The sequence below is a fragment of the Stutzerimonas stutzeri genome, assembly GCF_000935215.1.
Classification (GTDB): domain Bacteria; phylum Pseudomonadota; class Gammaproteobacteria; order Pseudomonadales; family Pseudomonadaceae; genus Stutzerimonas.
This window is the reverse complement of record NZ_JXXD01000027.1, coordinates 81,585-103,516: the sequence shown is the minus strand read 5'-3', so window position 1 is coordinate 103,516 and position 21,932 is coordinate 81,585. Positions and strand designations below refer to the sequence as shown.

Annotated in this window: 19 protein-coding genes; 17 read left to right on the top strand and 2 right to left on the bottom strand. The window is 65.4% G+C overall.

Going from position 1 to position 21,932, the window contains the following annotated elements:
• Positions 1 to 27: 27 nt before the first annotated feature.
• The 8 genes from LO50_RS04650 to LO50_RS04615 all read left to right on the top strand — a co-directional run bounded on the left by LO50_RS04650 (position 28) and on the right by LO50_RS04615 (position 9,846).
• The gene (locus LO50_RS04650; protein WP_014822136.1) at positions 28 to 1,164 is read left to right on the top strand and encodes a catalase family protein; all 1,137 of its coding nucleotides are present in this window, start codon (positions 28 to 30) and stop codon (positions 1,162 to 1,164) included.
• A 127-nt stretch (positions 1,165 to 1,291) separates the two neighbouring features.
• On the top strand, positions 1,292 to 2,440 hold the full coding sequence (locus tag LO50_RS04645) for an MlaE family ABC transporter permease (RefSeq protein ID WP_041754858.1): 1,149 nt from the start codon (positions 1,292 to 1,294) through the stop codon (positions 2,438 to 2,440).
• On the top strand, positions 2,437 to 3,222 hold the full coding sequence (locus LO50_RS04640; RefSeq protein ID WP_044314266.1) for an ABC transporter ATP-binding protein: 786 nt from the start codon (positions 2,437 to 2,439) through the stop codon (positions 3,220 to 3,222). Before LO50_RS04645 ends, LO50_RS04640 begins: the two co-directional genes overlap by 4 nt.
• Position 3,223: 1 nt before the next feature.
• Complete coding sequence (locus LO50_RS04635; protein ID WP_014822139.1) at positions 3,224 to 4,162, top strand: MlaD family protein; 939 nt, start codon at positions 3,224 to 3,226, stop codon at positions 4,160 to 4,162.
• Positions 4,159 to 4,785, top strand: a complete 627-nt coding sequence (locus tag LO50_RS04630; RefSeq protein ID WP_014822140.1) for an ABC-type transport auxiliary lipoprotein family protein — start codon at positions 4,159 to 4,161, stop codon at positions 4,783 to 4,785. Before LO50_RS04635 ends, LO50_RS04630 begins: the two co-directional genes overlap by 4 nt.
• A gap of 117 nt (positions 4,786 to 4,902) precedes the next feature.
• On the top strand, positions 4,903 to 5,979 hold the full coding sequence (locus tag LO50_RS04625) for an HlyD family secretion protein (protein ID WP_044314265.1): 1,077 nt from the start codon (positions 4,903 to 4,905) through the stop codon (positions 5,977 to 5,979).
• Positions 5,976 to 8,717, top strand: a complete 2,742-nt coding sequence (gene rbbA, locus LO50_RS04620; RefSeq protein ID WP_044314264.1) for a ribosome-associated ATPase/putative transporter RbbA — start codon at positions 5,976 to 5,978, stop codon at positions 8,715 to 8,717. Before LO50_RS04625 ends, rbbA begins: the two co-directional genes overlap by 4 nt.
• A 1-nt stretch (position 8,718) precedes the next feature.
• Positions 8,719 to 9,846 (top strand): ABC transporter permease, encoded by a 1,128-nt coding sequence (locus tag LO50_RS04615; protein WP_044314263.1) that lies wholly within the window; start codon positions 8,719 to 8,721, stop codon positions 9,844 to 9,846.
• Here the strand turns inward: LO50_RS04615 and LO50_RS04610 are convergent.
• Positions 9,843 to 10,796 (bottom strand): GGDEF domain-containing protein, encoded by a 954-nt coding sequence (locus LO50_RS04610; protein WP_226930471.1) that lies wholly within the window; start codon positions 10,794 to 10,796, stop codon positions 9,843 to 9,845. The genes LO50_RS04615 and LO50_RS04610 overlap by 4 nt on opposite strands.
• Positions 10,797 to 11,018: 222 nt before the next feature.
• On the opposite strand from LO50_RS04610, the gene rfbB reads away from it, so the two are divergent.
• The 9 genes from rfbB (at position 11,019) to dctM (ending at position 21,246) form a co-directional block, all read left to right on the top strand.
• The gene (rfbB, locus tag LO50_RS04605; protein WP_044314262.1) at positions 11,019 to 12,089 is read left to right on the top strand and encodes a dTDP-glucose 4,6-dehydratase; all 1,071 of its coding nucleotides are present in this window, start codon (positions 11,019 to 11,021) and stop codon (positions 12,087 to 12,089) included.
• A complete protein-coding gene (rfbA, locus tag LO50_RS04600; protein ID WP_044314261.1) occupies positions 12,086 to 12,958 on the top strand; it encodes a glucose-1-phosphate thymidylyltransferase RfbA in 873 nt (290 codons plus the stop codon). Before rfbB ends, rfbA begins: the two co-directional genes overlap by 4 nt.
• Positions 12,955 to 13,500: a dTDP-4-dehydrorhamnose 3,5-epimerase gene (gene rfbC, locus LO50_RS04595; protein ID WP_044314260.1), complete on the top strand. Its 546-nt coding sequence runs from the start codon at positions 12,955 to 12,957 to the stop codon at positions 13,498 to 13,500. Before rfbA ends, rfbC begins: the two co-directional genes overlap by 4 nt.
• On the top strand, positions 13,497 to 14,420 hold the full coding sequence (gene rfbD, locus LO50_RS04590; protein WP_044314259.1) for a dTDP-4-dehydrorhamnose reductase: 924 nt from the start codon (positions 13,497 to 13,499) through the stop codon (positions 14,418 to 14,420). The genes rfbC and rfbD overlap by 4 nt, the downstream gene beginning before the upstream one ends.
• Before the next feature lie 113 nt (positions 14,421 to 14,533).
• Complete coding sequence (locus tag LO50_RS04585) at positions 14,534 to 16,342, top strand: sensor histidine kinase (RefSeq protein ID WP_044314258.1); 1,809 nt, start codon at positions 14,534 to 14,536, stop codon at positions 16,340 to 16,342.
• Positions 16,339 to 17,733 (top strand): sigma-54-dependent transcriptional regulator, encoded by a 1,395-nt coding sequence (locus LO50_RS04580; protein ID WP_044314257.1) that lies wholly within the window; start codon positions 16,339 to 16,341, stop codon positions 17,731 to 17,733. Before LO50_RS04585 ends, LO50_RS04580 begins: the two co-directional genes overlap by 4 nt.
• A 345-nt stretch (positions 17,734 to 18,078) precedes the next feature.
• Positions 18,079 to 19,074 carry a C4-dicarboxylate TRAP substrate-binding protein DctP gene (gene dctP / locus LO50_RS04575; RefSeq protein WP_044314256.1) on the top strand — a complete coding sequence of 332 codons (996 nt, stop codon included), beginning with the start codon at positions 18,079 to 18,081 and terminating at the stop codon, positions 19,072 to 19,074.
• Between the two features lie 265 nt (positions 19,075 to 19,339).
• On the top strand, positions 19,340 to 19,966 hold the full coding sequence (locus LO50_RS04570; protein WP_023445785.1) for a TRAP transporter small permease: 627 nt from the start codon (positions 19,340 to 19,342) through the stop codon (positions 19,964 to 19,966).
• On the top strand, positions 19,966 to 21,246 hold the full coding sequence (gene dctM, locus LO50_RS04565) for a C4-dicarboxylate TRAP transporter large permease protein DctM (RefSeq protein ID WP_023445784.1): 1,281 nt from the start codon (positions 19,966 to 19,968) through the stop codon (positions 21,244 to 21,246). Before LO50_RS04570 ends, dctM begins: the two co-directional genes overlap by 1 nt.
• A gap of 76 nt (positions 21,247 to 21,322) precedes the next feature.
• On the opposite strand, the gene LO50_RS04560 is transcribed toward dctM, so the two are convergent.
• The gene (locus tag LO50_RS04560; RefSeq protein ID WP_044314255.1) at positions 21,323 to 21,931 is read right to left on the bottom strand and encodes a 2OG-Fe(II) oxygenase; all 609 of its coding nucleotides are present in this window, start codon (positions 21,929 to 21,931) and stop codon (positions 21,323 to 21,325) included.
• Position 21,932 lies beyond the last annotated feature (1 nt).

The window sequence follows — 21,932 nt, the reverse complement described above, 5'->3', positions numbered from 1 at the left end:
ACCTGCCCCCGCACAAGGATCTGTTTCATGCTGACAAGACTCTGGCTCTGGATCGGTCGCCTGCTGGGCCGGCTGCTGCTCGCCGTCACCGCCGTGGGCCTGGCAGGCTGGGCGATTGCCGCCGTCCACTTTCACCTCACCCATCGTGGCCCCGTCTCCAGCGAAGAAGTCATCGCGCCGAGCGAAGCGGCCGACACCCAGGCGATCATCGCCGACGCCATTGCCGTGGTAGAGCAGCACAGCGAGAACACCCGTGTGCTGCGCGACGCCCATGCCAAGGCCCACGGCTGCGTGCGCGCCGAGGTCAGCGTGCGCGCCGACCTGCAGCCCGTACTGCGCCAGGGCGTTTTCAGCGAACCGGGCAAGACCTGGCAGGCCTGGGTGCGACTGTCCAACGGCAACGCCTATCCGCAGTTCGACCGCATCCGGGACGCGCGCGGTATGGCGATCAAGCTGCTCGACGTGCCGGGGGAAAAGCTCAGCCGCGACCCGCGCCACGCCAGTGAACAGGACTTCGTGATGTTCAACCACCCGGTGTTCTTCGTCCGCGACGTTGCCGAATACCGCAGCAACTTCGCCGCCCAGGCGCAGGGCAAGAAGGCGCTGGCGTTCTTCCCTAGCGTTGATCCGCGCAGCTGGGAGCTGCGCCACCTGTTCATCGCGTTGCAGACCCTGGCGCCTGCGCCGCAAAGCCCGGTTGCCACCACCTACAGCTCGGTGGCGCCCTACAAGTTCGGCCCGCACAACATCAAGTACCGGGTCATCCCGACGCCGGAGAACTGCCCAACCTACCAGCTGCCCGAGCAGAACCGCGACCTGCCGAACTTCCTGCGCAGTGCGCTCTATCAGCAGCTGTCCCTCGACCGCGCGCCCGCCTGCTTCGCCCTGCAGGTGCAGCGGCAGAACGCCGAGCACTACATGCCCATCGAGGACACCAGCATCGAGTGGGACGAAGCCATCGCGCCATTCGAGACGGTCGCCGACATCCGCCTGCCGCCGCAGGACTTCGACAGCCCCGAGCAGAATCTCGCCTGCGATAACCTCAGCTTCAACCCCTGGCACGCACTGCCGGAGCATCGCCCCCTCGGCGGCATCAATCGGCTGCGCAAGGCGGTGTACGAGGCGATCAGCAGCTATCGGCTCGAGCGTAACGGCGCACTTTGACGCGACCGTCGTGGTTCATCCGCCGGCCGTTGCCGACCACGGGCCACCCGGTCCTGTCTTGCCGGGCAGAGCCCTGCTAGCATCAATCGGGACTCCATCGCCCGACATAGGCACCCGTTTGCAGAAGATGAGCTCCACCCTGTCCTCGTCTCCCGGTTCGGTGACCCTCGATCAAGGGGCTTCACCATTGCGGGCGCACATCGTCGGTGACTGGACCCTCACCCATTACGCAGCACTGCGTCGTGAGGTGCAGCGGCTCAGGGCGCGGATCGACGAGCGCAGCCAGATCGAGCTGAGCGGGCTGGGTGCACTGGATACGGCAGGCGCCGGCCTGCTGGTGGAACTGCTGGGGCCCGAGCGGATCGCCGCCATTGAAGCCTGGGCGCCGCAATTGCCGGCCGAACGCCTGGCGCTGCTGCGCACCGTCGCCAGCGCCCTGGATCAACCGGATGCCGCCGAGCCGCCGCGTGGCTATGCCTTCGGCGACATACTGGCCCACGTCGGTCGCACCGTCGCTGCGGTATGGAAGCAGCAGCGCATGCTGCTCGGCTTTATCGGCCTGACCCTGCAGACGCTGCTGCTGACCCTGCCGCGACCGCGGCGCTGGCGGCTGACCTCACTGGCCGTGCATATCGAACAGACCGGTCTGGACGCGGTGCCGATCGTCGCATTGCTGACCTTTCTGGTCGGCGCGGTGGTGGCCTTTCTTGGTGCGACCGTGCTCGCCGACTTCGGCGCGACTATCTACACCGTCAATCTGGTGGGCTTTTCCTTCCTGCGCGAGTTTGGCGTGCTGCTGGCGGCGATCCTGCTCGCCGGACGCAGCGCCAGCGCCTTCGCCGCGCAGATCGGCTCGATGAAATCCAATGAAGAGATCGACGCGATCCGCACCCTCGGCCTGAGCCCGATCGAGCTGCTGGTGCTGCCACGGGTGCTGGCGATGCTGATCACGCTGCCGATCCTGACCTTCGTCGGCATGCTCAGCGGCATCGCCGGCGGGCTGGTGGTGTGCGTGCTGGCGCTGGACATCTCGCCGACGATGTTCTTCAACATCATGGCGCGCGATATCGCCGTCAGCCATTTCCTGGTCGGACTGGGCAAGGCCCCGGTATTCGCCTTCATCATCGCGGTGATCGGCTGTCTGGAAGGATTCAAGGTCAGCGGCAGTGCGCAGTCGGTGGGCGAGCACACCACCTCCAGTGTGGTCCAGGCAATCTTCATGGTGATCCTGCTGGACGCCATCGCCGCGCTGTTCTTCATGGAGATGGGTTGGTGACGAGCAACGACTCGCTGATTCAGGTACGCGGACTGGTCAATCGTTTTGGCAGCCAGACCGTGCACGAGAATCTCGACCTGGACATCCGCCGTGGTGAGATTCTCGGCGTGGTTGGCGGTTCGGGCACCGGCAAGTCGGTGCTGCTGCGCAGCATCGTCGGCCTGCGCCGGCCCAACGCCGGCAGCGTAACGGTATTTGGCGAGAACCTGCTGGAACTGTCGGCCGAGCGCCGCTCACAGCTGGAACGACGCTTCGGCGTGCTGTTCCAGCGTGGCGCACTGTTCACCTCGCTGAATCTGCAGGAGAACGTCGCCCTGCCGCTGATCGAGCACGCCGGGCTCGAGCGCCGCGACGCCGAGCACTTGGCGAGGCTGAAGCTGGCACTGGCCGGTCTCCCGGCCAATGCCGCGTGCAAGTATCCCGACGAGCTGTCCGGGGGCATGGTCAAGCGCGCCGCCCTGGCCCGCGCGCTGGCGCTAGACCCGGAGGTGCTGTTCCTCGACGAGCCCACCGCCGGCCTCGACCCTATTGGCGCGGCAGCCTTCGACCAGCTGATCCTGACCCTGCGCGACGCGCTGGGCCTCAGCGTGTTTCTGGTAACCCACGATCTGGATACGCTCTATACCATCTGTGATCGGGTCGCCGTGCTGTCGCGCAAGCGGGTGCTGGTGGCTGATCGCCTGGAGGTGGTGAAAGCCACCGACGACGCCTGGATCCGCGACTATTTCCATGGCCCACGTGGCCGGGCGGCGCAACAGGCTGCCGACTTGCAGGAGAACTGACATGGAAACCCGCGCCCATCACGTGCTGATCGGCCTGTTCACCGTCCTGGCAGTCGGCGGCGCCCTGCTGTTCGCCCTCTGGCTGGGCAAGTCGAGCATGGATCGCGAATACAACTACTACGAGATCAGCTTCAATCGCGCGGTCAGCGGGCTGTCCAACGGCAGCTCTGTGGAGTACAGCGGCATCAAGGTCGGCGACGTCGAAGCGCTGTGGCTCGAGCCGGACGACCCACGCAAGGTGCGGGCGCGCATCCGCGTGTATTCCGGCACGCCGATCAAGCAGGACACCCGTGCCCGCCTGGCGCTGGCCAACATCACCGGCAGCATGATCATCCAGCTGCACAGCGGCACGCCACAGAGCCCGCCACTGGAGGGCAAGCGCGGCGAGCCGCCACTGATCATCGCCGACCCATCGCCGCTGAGCGCGCTGCTGGAGAACGGCGAAGACCTGATGACCAACATCAACAACCTGCTGCGCAGCGCCAACCTGATGCTCTCCGAAGACAATGCCGGTCGTATCGGCCGCACCCTGGCCAATCTGGAACAGGCGACCAGCGTGCTGGCCGAGCAACGGGGCGATCTCAGCGAAGCGCTGACCCAGCTCGGCCAACTGGGGCAGCAGACCAACACCGCACTGGCGGAAATCACTCGCCTGACGCAGAACGCCAACGGCCTGATCGATGATGAGGGGCGCCAGCTGCTGAGCACTGCCGGTGAATCGATGGCGGCACTGGAACGCGCCACCTCGCGACTGGACGCCCTGCTGGCAGACAACCAGGGCGCGCTGAACAACGGCCTGCAAGGCTTCAGCGATCTGGGCCCGGCGATCAACGAACTGCGCGGCACCCTCGGCGCGCTGCGTCGCGTTACCCAGCGCCTCGAAGACAACCCGAGCGGCTTCCTGCTCGGCCGCGAAAAGATTCAGGAGTTCACCCCATGAGCCGCCTAGCGCTGTTCCGCCCCCTCGTCCTCGCGACGCTGTTCGGCACGCTTTCGGCCTGCACCTTGCTGCCCGACGCCGAACCAATCCGGGTGTTTCTGCTGCCGACCGGCGACGTGCCGGCAAATCAGTCCACTGGCACCTTGCGCCAGGCACTGCGTATTCATACCCCCCATGCAAGCCGCATCCTTGCCGGGCCACGCATCGCCGTGGTGCCGAACGGCAACCAGATCAGCAGCTATCAGGGCGCGCGCTGGGGCGATGCGGCACCGACGCTACTGCGCGACCGCTTGGTCGAGCAGTTCAGGCAAGGCGGGCAGGCCGCGGCAGTGAGCAATGAGGAAAGCAACCTGTTCGCCGAGCTGGAGCTGTTCAGCGATCTGAGGGCGTTTCAAAGCGAATACATCGACGGCCACCCTCATGTGCGGATCCGTCTCGACGCGCAGCTCGCCTCGACCGCTGACCAGCGGATTCTCGCCAGTCGCCGCTTCGACATTCTCCAGCCCGCCCACAGCCCACAACTGGAAAGCGTCGTCGATGCCTTCGCCCAGGCCAGCGACGAGCTGAGTCAGCAGTTGCAAAGCTGGGTCGTGGCGGTAGCAAAAAGCCATCCCGCGCAGTGAAAACCGGCGAAAAAGTCGATTAAAGACGCTGAATCGCAGTTTTATTGACTCAGGCTAAGCGTAACCTTCAGGGCAATCGCTTAGCATGCGAACTATCGCTTCACGTAAGGAACGCCCATGAAAGCGCCAGCCCAGAAAAATCTTCGACGGGTGCTGTTCGCGCTCGTCGCGCTCGTGGTAATCGGCCTGCTGGCATGGTCGGAGTTGCGCACGGATGGCTTGGGCGAGGGCTTTGCCAGCGGCAACGGCCGGATCGAGGCCACCGAGATCGATGTGGCGACCAAGCTCGGTGGGCGCATCCGCGAGATCACCGTCGACGAGGGCGACTTCGTCCAGCCGGGCCAGATCATCGCGCGCATGGATACCGAAGTGCTCGACGCCCAGCTCAACCAGGCCCGCGCCCAGGTGCGCCAGGCGGAAAACGCCATCCTCACCGCCCAGGCGCTGGTCACCCAGCGCGAGAGCGAGAAGGCCACAGCCGAGGCAGTGGTATTGCAGCGGCGCGCCGAACTGACCGCCGCGCAGAAACGCCACCAACGTACCAAGACGCTGGTCGACCGCAACGCCATGCCGCGCCAGCAGTTGGACGACGATCTCGCCGCCATGCAGAGCGCCCAGGCCGCGCTGGCCGCCTCCCGCGCACAGGTGCTGTCCGCCGACGCCGGTATCGCCGCCGCCAGGTCCCAGGTCATCGAAGCGCAATCTGCACTGGAGGCGGCACAGGCCAGCGTGGTTCGGCTGCAGGCGGACATCACGGATAGCGAACTGAAGACCGATCGCGTGGCGCGCGTGCAGTACCGCGTGGCGCAACCGGGCGAGGTACTCGGCGCCGGCGGCAAGCTGCTCAATCTGGTCGACCTGGCCGACGTCTACATGACCTTCTTCCTCCCCGAGCGCCAGGCCGGCCGGGTGGCGATGGGCAGCGAGGTGCGCCTGGTGATCGATGCGGCGCCACAGTACGTGATTCCCGCCAAGGTCACTTATGTCGCCAGTGTCGCGCAGTTCACGCCGAAGACGGTGGAAACCGAGAGCGAGCGGGAGAAGCTGATGTTCCGGGTCAAGGCGCGGATCGATCCGGAACTCCTTAGAAAACACATGGAGCAGGTCAAGACCGGGCTGCCCGGCATGGCTTATCTGAAGCTAGACGCTGACACCGAATGGCCGGCGCACCTGCAGATCAATGTCGGCAAATGAACCAGTCTCCTGACCCGGTCGCCGAGATCAGCGGAGTCAGCCTGCAGTACGGCAAGACCCGCGCGCTGGATGACCTCAGCCTGAGCCTGCCGGCGCGCTGCATGGTCGGCCTGATCGGTCCGGACGGGGTCGGCAAGTCGAGCCTGCTGGCGCTGATCGCCGGTGCGCGCAAGTTGCAGCAGGGCCAAGTGCAGGTGCTCGACGGCGACATGGGCGATGCCGGCCACCGCCGCGCGGTCTGCCCGCGTATCGCCTACATGCCTCAGGGGCTGGGCAAGAACCTCTACCCGACGCTGACGGTGTTCGAGAACCTCGAGTTCTTCGGCCGGCTGTTCGGTCAGGACGCCGAAGAGCGCCATTGGCGCATCGCCGAACTGACCCGCAGCACGGGCCTCGCGCCCTTCGTCGAGCGCCCGGCGGGCAAGCTCTCCGGCGGCATGAAGCAAAAGCTCGGCCTCTGCTGCGCCCTGATCCACGACCCCGACCTGCTGATCCTCGATGAACCCACCACCGGCGTCGACCCGCTGTCGCGCGCGCAATTCTGGGAGCTGATCGAGCGCATCCGCAGTGAGCGCCCGCAGATGAGCGTATTGGTCGCTACCGCCTACATGGACGAGGCGCAGCGCTTCGACCATCTGGTGGCGATGGACGCCGGCAAGGTGCTGGCCACCGGCACACCGGCCGAGCTCCTGGCGCGCACCGGCAGCGACTCGCTGGAGCAGGCCTTTATCCGCCTCCTGCCGGAAGCCAAGCGCAGCCAGCATCGCGAGCTGGTCATTCCGCCACAGCCGCACAGTGACAGCGTCGCCATCGAGGCTCACGGCCTGACCATGCGTTTCGACGATTTCGTCGCAGTGGATCAGGTCAATTTCCGCATCTCCCGCGGCGAAATCTTCGGCTTTCTAGGATCCAACGGCTGCGGCAAGACCACCACCATGAAGATGCTCACCGGCCTGCTGCCGGCCAGCGAGGGCGAGGCGCTGCTGTTCGGCAAACCGGTGGACCCGCACGACATGCAGACCCGCCAACGCGTCGGCTACATGTCCCAGGCCTTCTCGCTGTACAGCGAGCTGACGGTGCTGCAGAACCTCGAGCTGCATGCGCGACTGTTCCACCTGCCGGTGGAGCGGCGCGCCACGCGCATTCAGGAGATGCTCACCCGCTTCGATCTCACCGGCGATGCCGAAAGCCTGCCGAGCAGCCTGCCGCTGGGCGTGCGCCAGCGCCTGTCGCTGGCCGTGGCGGTGATCCACAACCCGGAAATCCTCATCCTCGACGAGCCCACCTCCGGGGTCGATCCGGTGGCGCGCGATGGCTTCTGGGAGTTGCTGGTGCAGCTGTCCCGCGAGGACGGCGTGACCATCTTCATCTCCACCCACTTCATGAACGAGGCACTGCGCTGCGACCGCATCTCGCTGATGCATGCCGGACGGGTGCTCGATAGCGACACGCCGCAGGCGCTGATGGCCAAGCGCGGCCTGCCGACGCTGGAAGAGACCTTTATCGCCTACCTGGAGGAAGCCGCCGCCGCACATGCCGCCGACCAGCCAGCAGCGCCGCCTGCCGCGACGCGCAACCCGATCCAACCGGCCGGCAACAATGGCCGTCAGGCCCGCTTCAGCCTGCGCCGCCTGCTCAGCTACACCCGTCGGGAGGCCATGGAACTGCGCCGCGACCCGATCCGCGCCACGCTGGCGATGCTCGGCAGCGTGCTGCTGATGTTCATCATGGGCTACGGCGTCAGCTTCGACGTGGAGAACCTGACCTATGCCGTGCTCGACCGCGACCAGACCACCACCAGCCAGCACTACCTGCTGAACATGGCCGGCTCGCGCTACTTCATCGAGCAGGCGCCGCTGGCCAACCATGCCGAGCTGGACCAGCGCATGCGCAGCAACGACATCAGCCTGGCGGTGGAGATTCCGCCGAATTTCGGCCGCGACCTCAAGCGCGGCGCTGTGCCGCAAGTCGCGTTCTGGATCGATGGCGCCATGCCGATGCGCGCCGACACCATCAAGGGCTATGTGCAAGGCATCCACCTCAACTACCTGCAGCAGCTGGCCCGCGAGGCGGGCGTCGACGGGCAGCTGGCACCGGCTGACGTGGCCATTCGTTATCGCTACAACCCGGACGTGCAGAGCCTGCCAGCCATGGCACCGGCGATGATCCCGCTGCTCCTGATGATGATCCCGGCGATGCTCACCGCCCTCGGCGTGGTGCGCGAAAAGGAACTGGGCTCGATCACCAATTTCTACGTCACGCCGACCACCCGCCTGGAATTTTTGCTCGGCAAGCAGCTGCCCTACATCGCGCTGGGCATGTTCAATTTCGCCACCCTGGCGCTGCTGGCGGTGTTCGTCTTCGGTATTCCGATCAAGGGCAGCATCCTCACCCTCTGCCTCGGCGCCCTGCTCTACGTGACCTGCGCCACCGGCCTGGGCCTGCTGATGTCGTCGATATTGAACAGCCAGATCGCGGCGATCTTCGGCACCACAATCGTCACCCTGCTGCCGGCCATCCAGTTCTCCGGACTGATCCACCCGGTTTCGGCGATGGAGGGCGCCGGCGCCTTCATCGGCAAGCTCTACCCGACCAGCCACTTCCTGATCATCAGCCGCGGGGTATTCTCCAAGGCGCTCGGGCTGGCCGAGCTGTACCCCTATTTCATTCCCATGCTGCTGGCGATCCCGCTGCTGACCCTGCTCAGCGTCGCCGGCCTGCGCAAGCAGGAGAAATGACATGGGCGGCCTGCGACGCAAGCTCGGCAACATCTTCCAGCTCGGCCTCAAGGAGCTGCGCAGCCTCTACCGCGACCCGGCGATGCTGGTGCTGATCATCTATTCGTTCACCCTGGCCATCTACGAAGGTGCCACCGCTGTGCCTGAGGCACCGCACCGGGCGAGCATCGCGGTGGTCGACGAGGATCGCTCGCAAGCCTCGCTGCGCATCATCAACGCCTTTCAACTGCCCTATTTCATCGAGCCGAAAGCGATCAGCCTGCAGGAAATGGACAGCGGCATGGACGATGGCCTCTACACCTTCACCCTGAACATTCCGCCGCGCTTCCAGCAGGACCTGCTCGCCGGCCGCCAGCCGACCATCCAGCTCAACGTCGATGCCACCCAGGTCAGCCAGGCCTTCACCGGCGCCGGGCATATCCAGCAGATCATCGCCAGCGAAACCGCCGAGTTCGTCCGTCGCTACCGCAGCAACGACGCACTGCCGGTCGAAGCGGTGGTGCGCACCGCGTTCAACCCCAACCTGAGCCGCGCCTGGTTCGGCGCGGTGAACGAGGTGATCAACCAGATCACCATGCTGGCGATCATCCTCACCGGCGCGGCGCTGATCCGCGAGCGCGAACACGGCACCATCGAGCACCTGCTGGTGATGCCGGTGACGCCATTCGAAATCATGGTCGGCAAGGTCTGGGCGATGGGCCTGGTGGTGCTGGCCGCAGCCGCGTTCGCCCTGCGCTTCGTGGTGGAAGGCTGGCTGGATATTCCGATCCAGGGCTCGCTGTGGCTGTTCGCCGGCGGCGCGGCGCTGCACCTGTTCGCCGCCACCTCGATGGGCATCTTCTTCGGCACGGTGGCGCGCTCCATGCCGCAACTGGGCCTGCTGGTGATCCTCACGCTGATCCCGCTGCAAATCCTCTCCGGCGGGGTGACGCCGCGCGAGAGCATGCCGGAGCTGGTGCAGAACATCATGCTGGTGGCACCCACCACGCATTTCGTCGAGCTGGCCCAGGCGATCCTGTTCCGCAATGCCGGCGCGGCGATCGTCTGGCCGCAGCTACTGGCGCTGGTGGTGATCGGCGTGGTGTTCTTTCTTGGCGCACTGTCTCGCTTGCGGGTGTCGTTGCGCTAGGCCGATCTACCTGCCACAACGCGATTACGTCCCCTGTGCTTGGCCCGGAACAGGGCGTCGTCGGCCTCGCTGAGCACAGCGTCGAGGTTGCAGGTGGCGCAATTGCATGCAGCGACACCGAAGCTCGCGGTACAGCGTATTGTTCGATCACCCTCCGCCACCTGTACCGCCTCGATTACCGTGCGTAGCCGCTCGGCAGTGGCCACCGCCTGTTCCAACGTCGTATCGGCGAGAATCACTGCGAACTCCTCACCGCCCAGACGCCCGAGCACATCATTCGGGCGCACCAACGGACGCAGCGCCTCCCCTACCGAGCGCAGCAATTGATCGCCTATCGCATGCCCATAGGTATCGTTGACCTGCTTGAAGTGATCGATATCGAACATGATGACTGCCATCGGCCGCGCCCGACGGTTGTGCGGGAAGAGCCGTTCGCCCAGTTCGAAGAATGCCCGACGATTGTTCAACCCGGTCAGCTCGTCGGTTCGCGCCAGTGCCTCAGCGCGTGTCACGGCCAGGTGCAGTTCCTGTTCGATGCGCTTGCGCGCGGTAATGTCGGTGGCGATCTCCAGCCGCACGATACGCCCGTCCGGCCAGGGTATCGCCTGGTCCCGACATTGGTACCAATGACCGTTGGCGGTATTCTGAAATTCCCAGACATGCACGCCGGCCGGCCGCCCCTGGGTATCGAGCAGCCTTCCATTGCTGCAGAAGCGGCATGGCCCGTCCTGGTCGGCCTGCAATACCTGCCAGCAGGTTTTACCCTGGTAGTCGCCCCAGACGTTGCGGCCGTACTCGTTCAGGTAGAGCAATTCGTAGGTCTGCATGTCGGAGACGTAAACCAGCGCATCGAGGCGATCGAGGATGCTGGCGACGCCATGACTCTGCTCGCCGGACGCTGGCACCGCGTGCGTATCGTGATCAGCACCTGCTGGCGGAAGCTGCGACAAGACCAATCTCCTTTGCGAGCATCTCGGAACATTCGAGGCCATCGAGCGATTGCTCTGTAACGCGGGGTCGCCCGGTACCGCGATTAACCATCAAGCCGTGCCGCACCGTAATCGCCATCCGCTACCGTCACCGCTCGGGAATTTTTGTATCGACGGCCGGTCTATCGTGCCGACATGCTAAGAGCCTGACGCTCAACAGCGCGCCAAGGAAGCCCAATCATTATGCGCATTCTCGTTACCGGCGGGGCCGGATTCATCGGCTCCGCAGTGATCCGCCATCTCATTCTCGATACCGAGCACAGCGTGCTCAACCTGGACAAGCTGACCTATGCCGGCAACCTGGAGTCGCTGGCAGCCGTGGAAGACAACCCGCGCTATCAGTTCCTCCAGGCCGACATCGCCGATCGTGAGCGGGTCAGCGAGGCGCTGCTGGAGTTCCAGCCGGACGCCATCATGCATCTGGCCGCCGAGTCCCACGTCGACCGCTCCATCGACGGCCCGGCCGAATTCATCCAGACCAACATCGTCGGCACCTATCAACTGCTCGAGGCCACCCGCGCCTACTGGCAGAGCCTGCCGGTCGAGCGGCGCGAGGCCTTCCGCTTCCACCACATTTCCACCGACGAGGTCTACGGCGACCTGCATGGCGTCGACGACCTGTTCACCGAGACCACACCCTACGCGCCCAGCTCGCCCTACTCGGCCAGCAAGGCCTCGTCGGATCACCTGGTGCGCGCCTGGCAGCGTACCTACGGGCTGCCGGTGCTGATCACCAACTGCTCGAACAACTATGGCCCGTATCACTTCCCCGAGAAGCTGATCCCGCTGGTGATCCTCAATGCCCTCGATGGCAAGCCGCTGCCGGTCTACGGCGATGGCTCGCAGATCCGCGACTGGCTGTTCGTCGAAGACCACACCCGCGCGCTGTTCAAGGTGGTCAGCGAAGGCGTGGTCGGCGAGACCTACAACATCGGCGGCCACAACGAGCAGAAGAACATCGAGGTGGTACGCGGTATCTGCGCACTGCTGGAAGAGCTGGCGCCGAACAAGCCCGCCGGCCTGGCCCGTTATGAAGACCTGATCACCTTCGTCAAGGATCGCCCGGGCCACGACCTGCGCTACGCCATCGACGCCAGCAAGATCGAGCGCGAGCTCGGCTGGGTGCCGCAGGAAACCTTCCAGACCGGCCTGCGCAAGACCGTGCAGTGGTACCTGGAAAACCTCGAATGGTGCCGTCGTGTTCAGGACGGCAGCTATCAACGCGAGCGCCTTGGCGCCCTGGAGAACGCATGAAAGGAATCATCCTCGCCGGAGGCTCCGGCACCCGTCTGCACCCCATCACCCTTGGCGTATCCAAGCAGCTCTTGCCGATCTACGACAAGCCGATGGCCTACTACCCGATTTCGGTGCTGATGCTCGCTGGCATCCGCGACATCCTGCTGATTTCCACCCCGCAGGACCTGCCTCAGTACAAGAACCTGCTGGGCGACGGCAGCCAGTTCGGGGTCCGCTTCAGCTACGCCGAGCAGCCCTCGCCGGACGGCCTGGCCCAGGCCTTCCTGATCGGCGAAACGTTCATCGGCGACGATTCGGTGTGCCTGATCCTTGGCGACAACATCTTCCACGGCCAGCACTTCACCGAGAAGCTGCAGCGCGCCGCCACCCAGGAAAAGGGCGCCACCGTGTTCGGCTACTGGGTCAAGGACCCGGAGCGCTTCGGCGTGATCGACTTCGACGAGAGCGGCAAGGCGCTGTCCATCGAGGAAAAACCGAAGAAGCCCAAGTCCAGCTACGCGGTCACCGGCCTGTACTTCTACGACAACGACGTGATCGAGATCGCCAAGTCGATCAAGCCCTCGCCGCGCGGCGAGCTGGAGATCACCGACGTCAACATGGCCTACCTGCAGCGCGGCGACCTCAACGTCGAGCGCTTCGGCCGCGGCTTCGCCTGGCTCGACACCGGCACCCACGACAGCCTGCTGGAAGCCTCGCAGTACGTGCAGACCATCGAGCACCGCCAGGGCCTGAAGGTCGCCTGCCTGGAGGAAATCGCCTACCAGAACCAGTGGATCGACCGCGAGCAGCTGCTGCGCCGCGCCGACGCGCTGGGCAAGACCGGCTACGGCCAGTACCTGTTCAAGCTGGCGGGTGAAGACGCATGAACGTGATCGAGAGCGGCATTCCCGACGTACTGATCATCGAGCCCAGGGTCTTCGGCGACGAACGCGGCTTCTTCTACGAGAGCTTCAACGCCGCCGCCTTCAAGGCCGCGACGGGCCTCGAGCGGCAGTTCGTCCAGGACAACCACTCCAAGTCCCAGCGCGGCGTGCTGCGCGGCCTGCATTACCAGATCCAGCAGCCGCAGGGGAAACTGGTGCGGGTGGTGGCGGGCGAGGTGTTCGACGTCGCCGTCGACCTGCGCAGGAGCTCGCCGAGCTTCGGCCGCTGGGTCGGCACCCGCCTGAGCGCGCAGAACCAGCGCCAGCTGTGGATTCCCGAAGGCTTCGCGCACGGCTTCGTGGTGCTCAGCGAGAGCGCCGAATTCCTCTACAAGACCACCGACTACTATGCGCCGGAGCACGAGCGCAGCCTGCTGTGGAACGATCCGCAACTGGCCATCGAATGGCCGATCGACGAACCACCGCAGCTGTCCGCCAAGGACCAGGCCGGCAAGCGCCTCAGCGACGCGGAGCTGTTTCCATGAAGATCCTGATCACCGGCAGTAAAGGCCAGCTCGCCCGAGAACTGCAGCTCGAACTTGCCGGTGTCGGCAACCCCCTCGCCCTCGGGCACAACGCCATGGACCTGGCCGACCCCGAGCAGATTCGCCAGCAGGTACGCCTGCTGCGCCCGGACCTGATCATCAACGCGGCCGCCTACACCGCGGTCGATCCGGCCGAGAGCCACCGCGAGCAGGCCTATGCGGTGAACGCCCGCGGCCCCGGCGTGCTCGCCGAGGAAGCCGCCCGGCTCGGCATACCGCTGATCCACTATTCCACCGACTACGTGTTCGATGGCAGCAAGCCCGAACCCTATGCCGAGCGGGACACGCCGCGCCCGCTGAACGTCTACGGCGCCAGCAAGCTGGCCGGCGAACAGGCGATCCAGGCGGTCGACGGCGACTACCTGATCCTGCGCACCAGCTGGGTCTACTCCCCGCACGGCAAGAACTTCCTGCTGACCATGCAGCGCCTGTTGCAGGAGCGCGACGCGCTGTCGGTGGTCAGCGACGAGATCGGCGCGCCGACCTCGGCGACCCGCATCGCCCGGGCGACCGCCGAGATGGTGCGCAAGCGCCAGGCCGGCGAAGGCGGCCCCGGCGGCCTCTATCACCTCACCGCGACCGGCGAGACGTCCTGGTACGGCTTCGCCTGCAGCATCGCCGAACACCTGCGCCAGCAGGGCCGGCTGAAGGCGCGCATCGATCCGATCCCCTCCAGGGACTACCCCACCGCCGCCGCGCGCCCGCTGAATTCGCGGCTGAACTGCGCCCGCCTGCAGCAGGACTGGGACATCCGTCTGGGGGACTGGGAAGCCGCGCTGCACGAATGCCTGGCCCGTTCGCAGCCGCAATCCATCGCAGCGGCCACGCAGATGGCACAGGCGGCGTCGATCGGACGCTGATCCCGACGCAGGCCGATACCCCACACGTCGAGCCACCCGCGTTCCTCGCATGCCGGCGATGAACCGCGAAGCGATCCGCGTGCATAATGCGCCCGACCCACAGGCGCCCACGCATGACCGCACCGCTCATACCCAACCGCCCTCGCTGGCGCAACCTCGCCCTGCTCGCGCTGCTGCTGGCGCCCCTGCTCTGGCCGTTGCAGCAACTCGCCGAGCGCTACTACCGCAACGAGTTGACCGAACAGAACCGGCAGACGCTGGACCTCTATGTCGCCAACCTGCTCGGCACGCTGCGGCGCTACGAAGTGCTGCCGGGCATCCTCGGCGCCCTGCCGGAGTTGCGCGCGCCGCTGCGCGAACCCGACGACCCGCGGCTGAAGGACCAGGCCAACCGGCAGCTCAAGCACCTGCAGCTGCAGACCGGCGCCGACGTGATCTACCTGATGAGCCTGGACGGCACCACCCTCGCCGCCTCCAACTGGAACGAGGAGGACAGCTTCGTCGACCGCAACTTCGCCTTCCGCCCGTATTTCCGCCAGGCCGTCGAAGGCCGCCTCGGCCGCTTCTTCGGCCTCGGCACCACCTCCGGCAAGCGCGGCTACTACTTCGGCGCGGCGGTGCGCGACGGCAGCGAAGTGCTCGGCGTGCTGGTGGTCAAGGTCGACCTGGACCACACCGAGACCCTCTGGGGCAACACGCCCGAGCAACTGCTGGTGACCGACAACTTCGGCGTGGTGATTCTCACCTCGCGCCCGGAGTGGCGTTTCCGCGCGACCCGAGGGCTGGGCGTCGACGAGCGCGAACAGATCGCCTTCGATCAGCCCTATCCAACCCTCTATCCGCAGGACCTGACGCTGGACATCGATGCCTGGTTGATCCAGAGCCGTGAGCTCAAGGAGACCGGCTGGACGGTGCGCATCCTCGCGCCGATCAACCTGATCGAGCGACCAGTGCGCACCGTGGTCGCCATCGGCGCTGCCACACTGCTCGCCCTGCTGCTCTGGATCGGCCTGCTGATGCAGCGCCGCCGGCACTTCATCGAACGTCTGGCGCTGGACACCCAGGCGCGCCAGCAGCTCGAACAGCGCGTGTTGGAACGCACGCGCGACCTGGAAGCGCTGAACAGCCGACTCAAGGTCGAGGTACTGGAGCGCGAGCAGGCGCAGCAGGAACTGGTGCGCGCCCAGGACGAGCTGCTGCAGGCCGGCAAGCTGTCGGCGCTGGGCACCATGTCGGCAAGCATCAGCCACGAACTCAATCAGCCGCTGGCGGCGATCCGCAGCTACGCCGACAACGCCGGGGTGCTGCTCGATCAGCAGCGCAACGCCGAAGCCCGCGACAACCTGCGGCTGATCAGCGAACTGACCGCGCGCATGGCGTCGATCATCGCCCACCTGCGCGCCTTCGCCCGTCGCGACCAGCACGCGCCGGAGCGGGTCGCGCTGCAGCCGGCGCTGGACGACGCCCTGGCCCTGCTCGCCAAGCGCCGCCAGGCCATGGGCGTGGAGCTGATCCGCGACCTGCCGGAGGCCACCCTGTGGGTGCAGGCCGGCGAGACGCGGCTGCGGCAGATCCTCGCCAACCTGCTGGCCAACGCCCTCGATGCGCTGGCCGAGCGGCCGCAACCGCGGCGCATCTGGCTGCGCGCCGAACTGCAGGGTGACGGCGTGTTGCTCAGCCTGCGCGACAACGGCCCCGGCTTCAGCGAGGAAGCGTTGCAGCGTGCCCGCGAGCCGTTCTTCACCACCAAGACCAGCGCGCAGGGGCTGGGCCTCGGCCTGGCAATCTGCGATACCCTCACCCGCGCCCTGGGCGGCGAGCTGCGCATGAGCAACCATCCCGAGGGTGGTGCGCAGCTCGGCCTGTTTCTGCGTTGCGCCGAGCCCGGCGTCGCCTTCCCCACCGAGGACCATTTTCAATGAGCAGTGACCAGCCGATCAGCGCCCAGGCGCAGGTGCTGCTGATCGACGACGATCCGCACCTGCGTCAGGCATTGAGCCAGACCCTCGACCTGGCCGGTCTCAAGGTCGTCAGCCTGGGCGATGCCCGCGACCTGGCCGCGCGGCTGCCAGCGGACTGGCCAGGCGTGGTGGTCAGCGACATTCGCATGCCCGGCATCGATGGCCTCGAGCTGCTGCAACAGCTGCGCACGCGCGACAGCGAGATGCCGGTGATTCTCATCACCGGGCACGGTGATATTCAGCTGGCGGTGCAGGCGATGCGCGCCGGCGCTTACGATTTCCTGGAAAAGCCCTTCCCCAGCGAAGCGCTGCTGGACAGCGTGCGTCGTGCCCTGGCGCTACGCCAACTGGTACTGGACAACCGCTCCCTGCGCCTGGCCCTGGCCGACCGGCAGCAGCTGTCGGCGCGCCTGCTCGGACAATCCCAGGCGATGCTGCGTCTGCGCGAACAGATCGGCGCGCTGGCCGGGACCCAGGCGGATGTGCTGATTCTCGGCGAAACGGGCGCCGGCAAGGAGGTGGTCGCCCGGGCGCTGCACGACCTGTCCAGCCGGCGCAACGGCCCCTTCGTCGCGATCAACGCCGGGGCGCTCGCCGAATCGGTGGTCGAAAGCGAACTGTTCGGCCACGAGCCGGGCGCCTTCACCGGCGCGCAGAAGCGGCGCATCGGCAAGTTCGAATTCGCCAACGGCGGCACGCTGTTCCTCGACGAGATCGAGAGCATGAGCCTGGATGTGCAGGTCAAGCTGCTGCGCCTGCTGCAGGAGCGGGTGGTCGAACGGCTCGGCGGCAACCAGTCGATCGCCCTGGATATCCGGGTCATCGCCGCGACCAAGGAGGACCTGCGGGTGGCCGCGGATCAGGGCCGGTTCCGTGCCGACCTGTATTACCGGCTCAACGTCGCGCCGCTGCGAATTCCGTCGCTGCGCGAGCGCAACGAGGACATCCTGCTGTTGTTCCAGCATTTCGCCGAAGCCGCCGCCCAGCGTCATGGCCTGCCGATCCGCGAGCTGCAGCCGGAACAACGCGCTGCACTGCTACGTCACGCCTGGCCGGGCAACGTGCGCGAGCTGCAGAACACCGCCGAGCGCTTCGCCCTGGGCCTTGGCCTGGGGCTCGACCAGTCGGCCGGCGAACCGGCTGCCGGGATAGCCGGAGGTGGCAATCTGAGCGAGCAGGTCGAGGCCTTCGAGCGCGCACTGATCGCCGATGAGCTGAATCGCCCGCATGGCTCGCTGCGCAGCGTCGCCGAAGCGCTGGGCCTGCCGCGCAAGACGCTGCACGACAAGCTGCGCAAGCACGGGCTGAGTTTTACCGATGCTGGCGGAAGCTCGCCCGATGAAAACGACTAGATGGCGGAAACCCGCCATCTTCGATGCTGATCAGGGGTCGAACTCGCCGGCACAGACCACGGCACGTGCGTGGCCCGCGCCAGCACCGGCGATCCCGCGCAAAGGTGCGACCTAGACGCGCTTGTTGGCAATTGGCCATTCAAACCTTCATCTATTGCTGGGTAAACTCGCTGCCCTCAGGCGGCTCTGCCAGCTCTTGGCACAGGCATTGCTCCTGAAACTCAATGAACCGGACGGAACGAGTCGCGATAGAGCATCGCACCCGGGCTTCAGCGCCTAGACTTGTCCAGCTGGTTACTGCCGGGATGCCGTGTGGCCTCCCACCCACAACAAGAGGAAACATCAATGTTCAAACTGACTGCCAAGGCGCTGGCATGCGCCCTGTCGCTGAGCATCGCTGGTCTGGCCCACGCGGCTGACCCGATCACCATCAAGTTCTCCCACGTGGTCGCCGAAAACACGCCGAAAGGCCAGGGCGCCCTGATGTTCAAGAAACTGGTGGAAGAGCGTCTGGCCGGCAAGGTCGAGGTACAGGTTTACCCGAACTCCTCGCTGTTCGGTGATGGCAAGGAAATGGAAGCCCTGCTGCTGGGTGACGTTCAGCTGATCGCTCCGTCGCTGGCCAAGTTCGAACACTACTCCAAGGGCGTTCAGGTCTATGACCTGCCATTCCTGTTCGACGACATCGCGGCAGTCGACCGCTTCCAGAAGAGCGAGGCTGGCCAGGGCCTGCTGCGTTCCATGGAAGACAAGAACATCACCGGCCTGGGCTACTGGCACAACGGCATGAAGCAGCTGTCGGCCAACAAGGAACTGCGTGAGCCGAAAGACGCGCGCGGCCTGAAGTTCCGCGTACAGGCTTCTGCAGTGCTGGACGAGCAGTTCAAGGCGCTGCGTGCCAACCCGCGCAAGATGAGCTTCGCCGAGGTTTACCAGGGCCTGCAGACCGGCGTGGTCAACGGTGCCGAGAACCCCTACTCGAACATCTACTCGCAGAAGATGCACGAAGTGCAGAAGCACATCACCGAGTCCGACCATGGCCTGCTGGACTACATGCTGATCACCAACACCAAGTTCTGGGACGGCCTGCCTGCCGATGTACGTGGCGAGCTGGAAAAGATCGTGGAAGAAGTCACTGTTGAAGTGAACAAGCAGGCCGACGCCCTGAACCAGAAGGCCAAGGCTGACATTCTTGCCGCCGGCACTACTGAAATCCTTGAGCTGACGCCGGAAGAGCGTGCCAAGTGGCGCGAAGCAATGAAGCCGGTCTGGAAGAAGTTCGAAGGCGAAATCGGTGCTGACCTGATCAAGGCTGCCGAAGCTGCCAACCAGGCTAAATAAGCCTTTGCCGAGGGGCGGACACTCCGCCCCTTTGCTGCACCACCCAGCGATACCCGACAGCTCAGTGAAAAAACAAAGCAGCTAGCGAAGACGAAGCCCGCACCAAGGGCAGACAGGTCAGGCCAAGGCGATCCCGGGCTGAGCCGCTTCGATGGCGACAACAAGAGTTTTTCATTGCTCTGTCTCCCAGCCTGCACCGGCTGGTTCACGGCGCACCTCCGTGCTGCCTTCGATACAACAAGCAGTCCATCGGGAGATGTCATCCATGAACGCCCTCTGGCGCGTCTGGGACCACTTCGAGGAAGGTTTCATCGCCTTTCTGTTGGCCGCCATGACACTGGTGACCTTCGTCTACGTGATCCTCAACAACCTCTACACACTTTTCTACGACCTGGGCGACCGGTTCGAGGGAAGCGCCGACTTCTGGTTCGCCATCGGTGATTTCATCATCGGCCTGGCCCAGTCCATGACCTGGAGCACCGCGCTGACCAAGGCGCTGTTCGCCTGGCTGATCTTCTCCGGTCTCGCCTATGGCGTGCGCACCGCCGGCCACATCGGTGTCGATGCACTGGTGAAGCTGGCGCCGCGACACATCCAGCGCGTCATCGGCATCATCGCCTGCCTGCTCTGCCTGGGTTACGCCGGTCTGCTGACCGTGGCCAGCTTCGAGTGGATCCAGGCGCTGTTCGTTGCCAACATCGGCGCGGAAGACCTGGGCCATGTCGGCGTCAAGCAATGGCACATCGGCATGATCGTGCCGTTCGGCTTCGCCATGGTGTTCATCCGTTTCGCCGAAATCTTCGTGCGCATCCTGCGCAACGAGCAGACCGGCCTCGGCCTCGCCGATGAAGCGGCCGATGCGCTCAAGCACGGCGAAGAGGAGCCCAAGTAATGACCATCCTGTTCCTGTTCGTCGCCCTCTTCGTGCTGATGTTCATCGGCGTGCCGGTGGCCGTATCCCTCGGCTTGGCCGGTTCGCTGACTATCATGATCTTCAGCCAGGACTCGGTGCGCTCGCTGGCGATCAAGCTGTTCGAGACCTCCGAGCACTACACCCTGCTGGCGATCCCGTTCTTCCTCCTGGCCGGCGCCTTCATGACCACCGGCGGCGTGGCGCGTCGCCTGATCGACTTCGCCAACGCCTGTGTCGGCCACATCCGTGGCGGCCTGGCGATCGGTGCGGTGCTGGCGTGCATGCTCTTCGCAGCGCTGTCCGGCTCGTCGCCAGCCACCGTGGCCGCGGTGGGCTCCATCGCCATCGCCGGCATGGTGCGCTCCGGTTATCCACAGGCCTTCGGCGCTGGCATCGTCTGTAACGCTGGTACCCTGGGCATCCTGATCCCGCCGTCGGTGGTCATGGTGGTCTACGCCGCGGCTACCGAGACCTCGGTGGGCAAGCTGTTCATGGCCGGTGTCGTCCCGGGCATCATGCTCGGCGGCGCGCTGATGCTGGCGATCTACATCATCGCGGTGAAGAAGAACCTGCCGGCACTGCCGCGCGCCAGCTTCCGCGAGTGGCTGTCCGCCGCGCGCAAGGCGGTATGGGGCCTGCTGCTGATGGTGATCATCCTCGGCGGCATCTACTCGGGCATGTTCACGCCCACCGAAGCGGCAGCGGTCGCGGCGGTGTATTCGGCCTTCGTCGCGATCTTCGTCTACAAGGACCTCAAGCTGCGCGAATGCCCGAAGGTACTGCTGGAGTCGGGCAAGCTGAGCATCATGCTGATGTTCATCATCGCCAACGCCATGCTCTTCGCCCACGTGCTGACCACCGAGCAGATTCCGCAGGCGATCACTGCCTGGGTCATCGAGGCCGGTCTGCAGCCGTGGATGTTCCTGCTGGTGGTGAACATCGTGCTGCTGGTGGCCGGCGCCTTCATGGAGCCGTCGGCGATCATCCTGATCCTGGCGCCGATCCTGTTCCCGATTGCCATACAGCTGGGCATCGACCCGATCCACCTTGGCATCATCATGGTGGTGAACATGGAGATCGGATTGATAACGCCACCGGTGGGGTTGAACCTGTTCGTCGCCTCAGCGGTGACGGGCATGCCGGTGACCCAGGTGATCCGCGCAGTGCTGCCATGGCTGGCGCTGATGCTGAGCTTCCTGGTGATCATCACCTACGTGCCGTCGATTTCCCTGGCGCTGCCGAACATGCTGGGCATGTAGCCCGAAACACTTACTTCCCTTTAGCCCGGCCTGAGCCGGGCTTTTTTTCGTCTGCGCAAATGTCGATGCGGGCTCGTCAGAGCGCCAGCACATCGGCCGGCCGCCGACGGAACCAGCCGGTCAGCGACAGACGGTCGGCCTGGGTGACCAGCACTTCGTGGGGGAAATCGCCGGAGAGAAAGACCACCAGATTGCCCGCCAGCGGAGGCACGTCCAGCTGCGATCCATCAGGCATGTGCATGCGCAATTCACCGGCATGGCCGGGCTGCCAATCCGGATTCAGATACAGCACGGCGGTGACCGAACGGCTGTCGTCATCGCGAAAGCGGTCCAGGTGCGTCTGATAGAAGGCGCCCGGCGGGTAGAAGGCGAAATGGCACTCGAAGTCTTCCAGCCCGAGGAACAACTCGCGGTTAAGCTGCTGGCGCAAGCCGTCCATGAGTTCGAGGTAATCGTCGCAGACTGCCGACTGGCCCGGTTCGAGCCACTGAATATGGTCGCTGCGAATGCCTTCGCGCACCGCCTGCGCCTCGCCGCGGCCGACCCCTGCCGGTGCCAGCGCACCCTCGGCTTCCCGCCTGCGGCACTCGTCGGCCAGCTTGTGGGTCACATCACTGGGAAGGAAAGAACTCTGCACCGACCAGCCGCGCTCGGCCAGGTCGTCGATGATCGAAGAGAACGGCAAG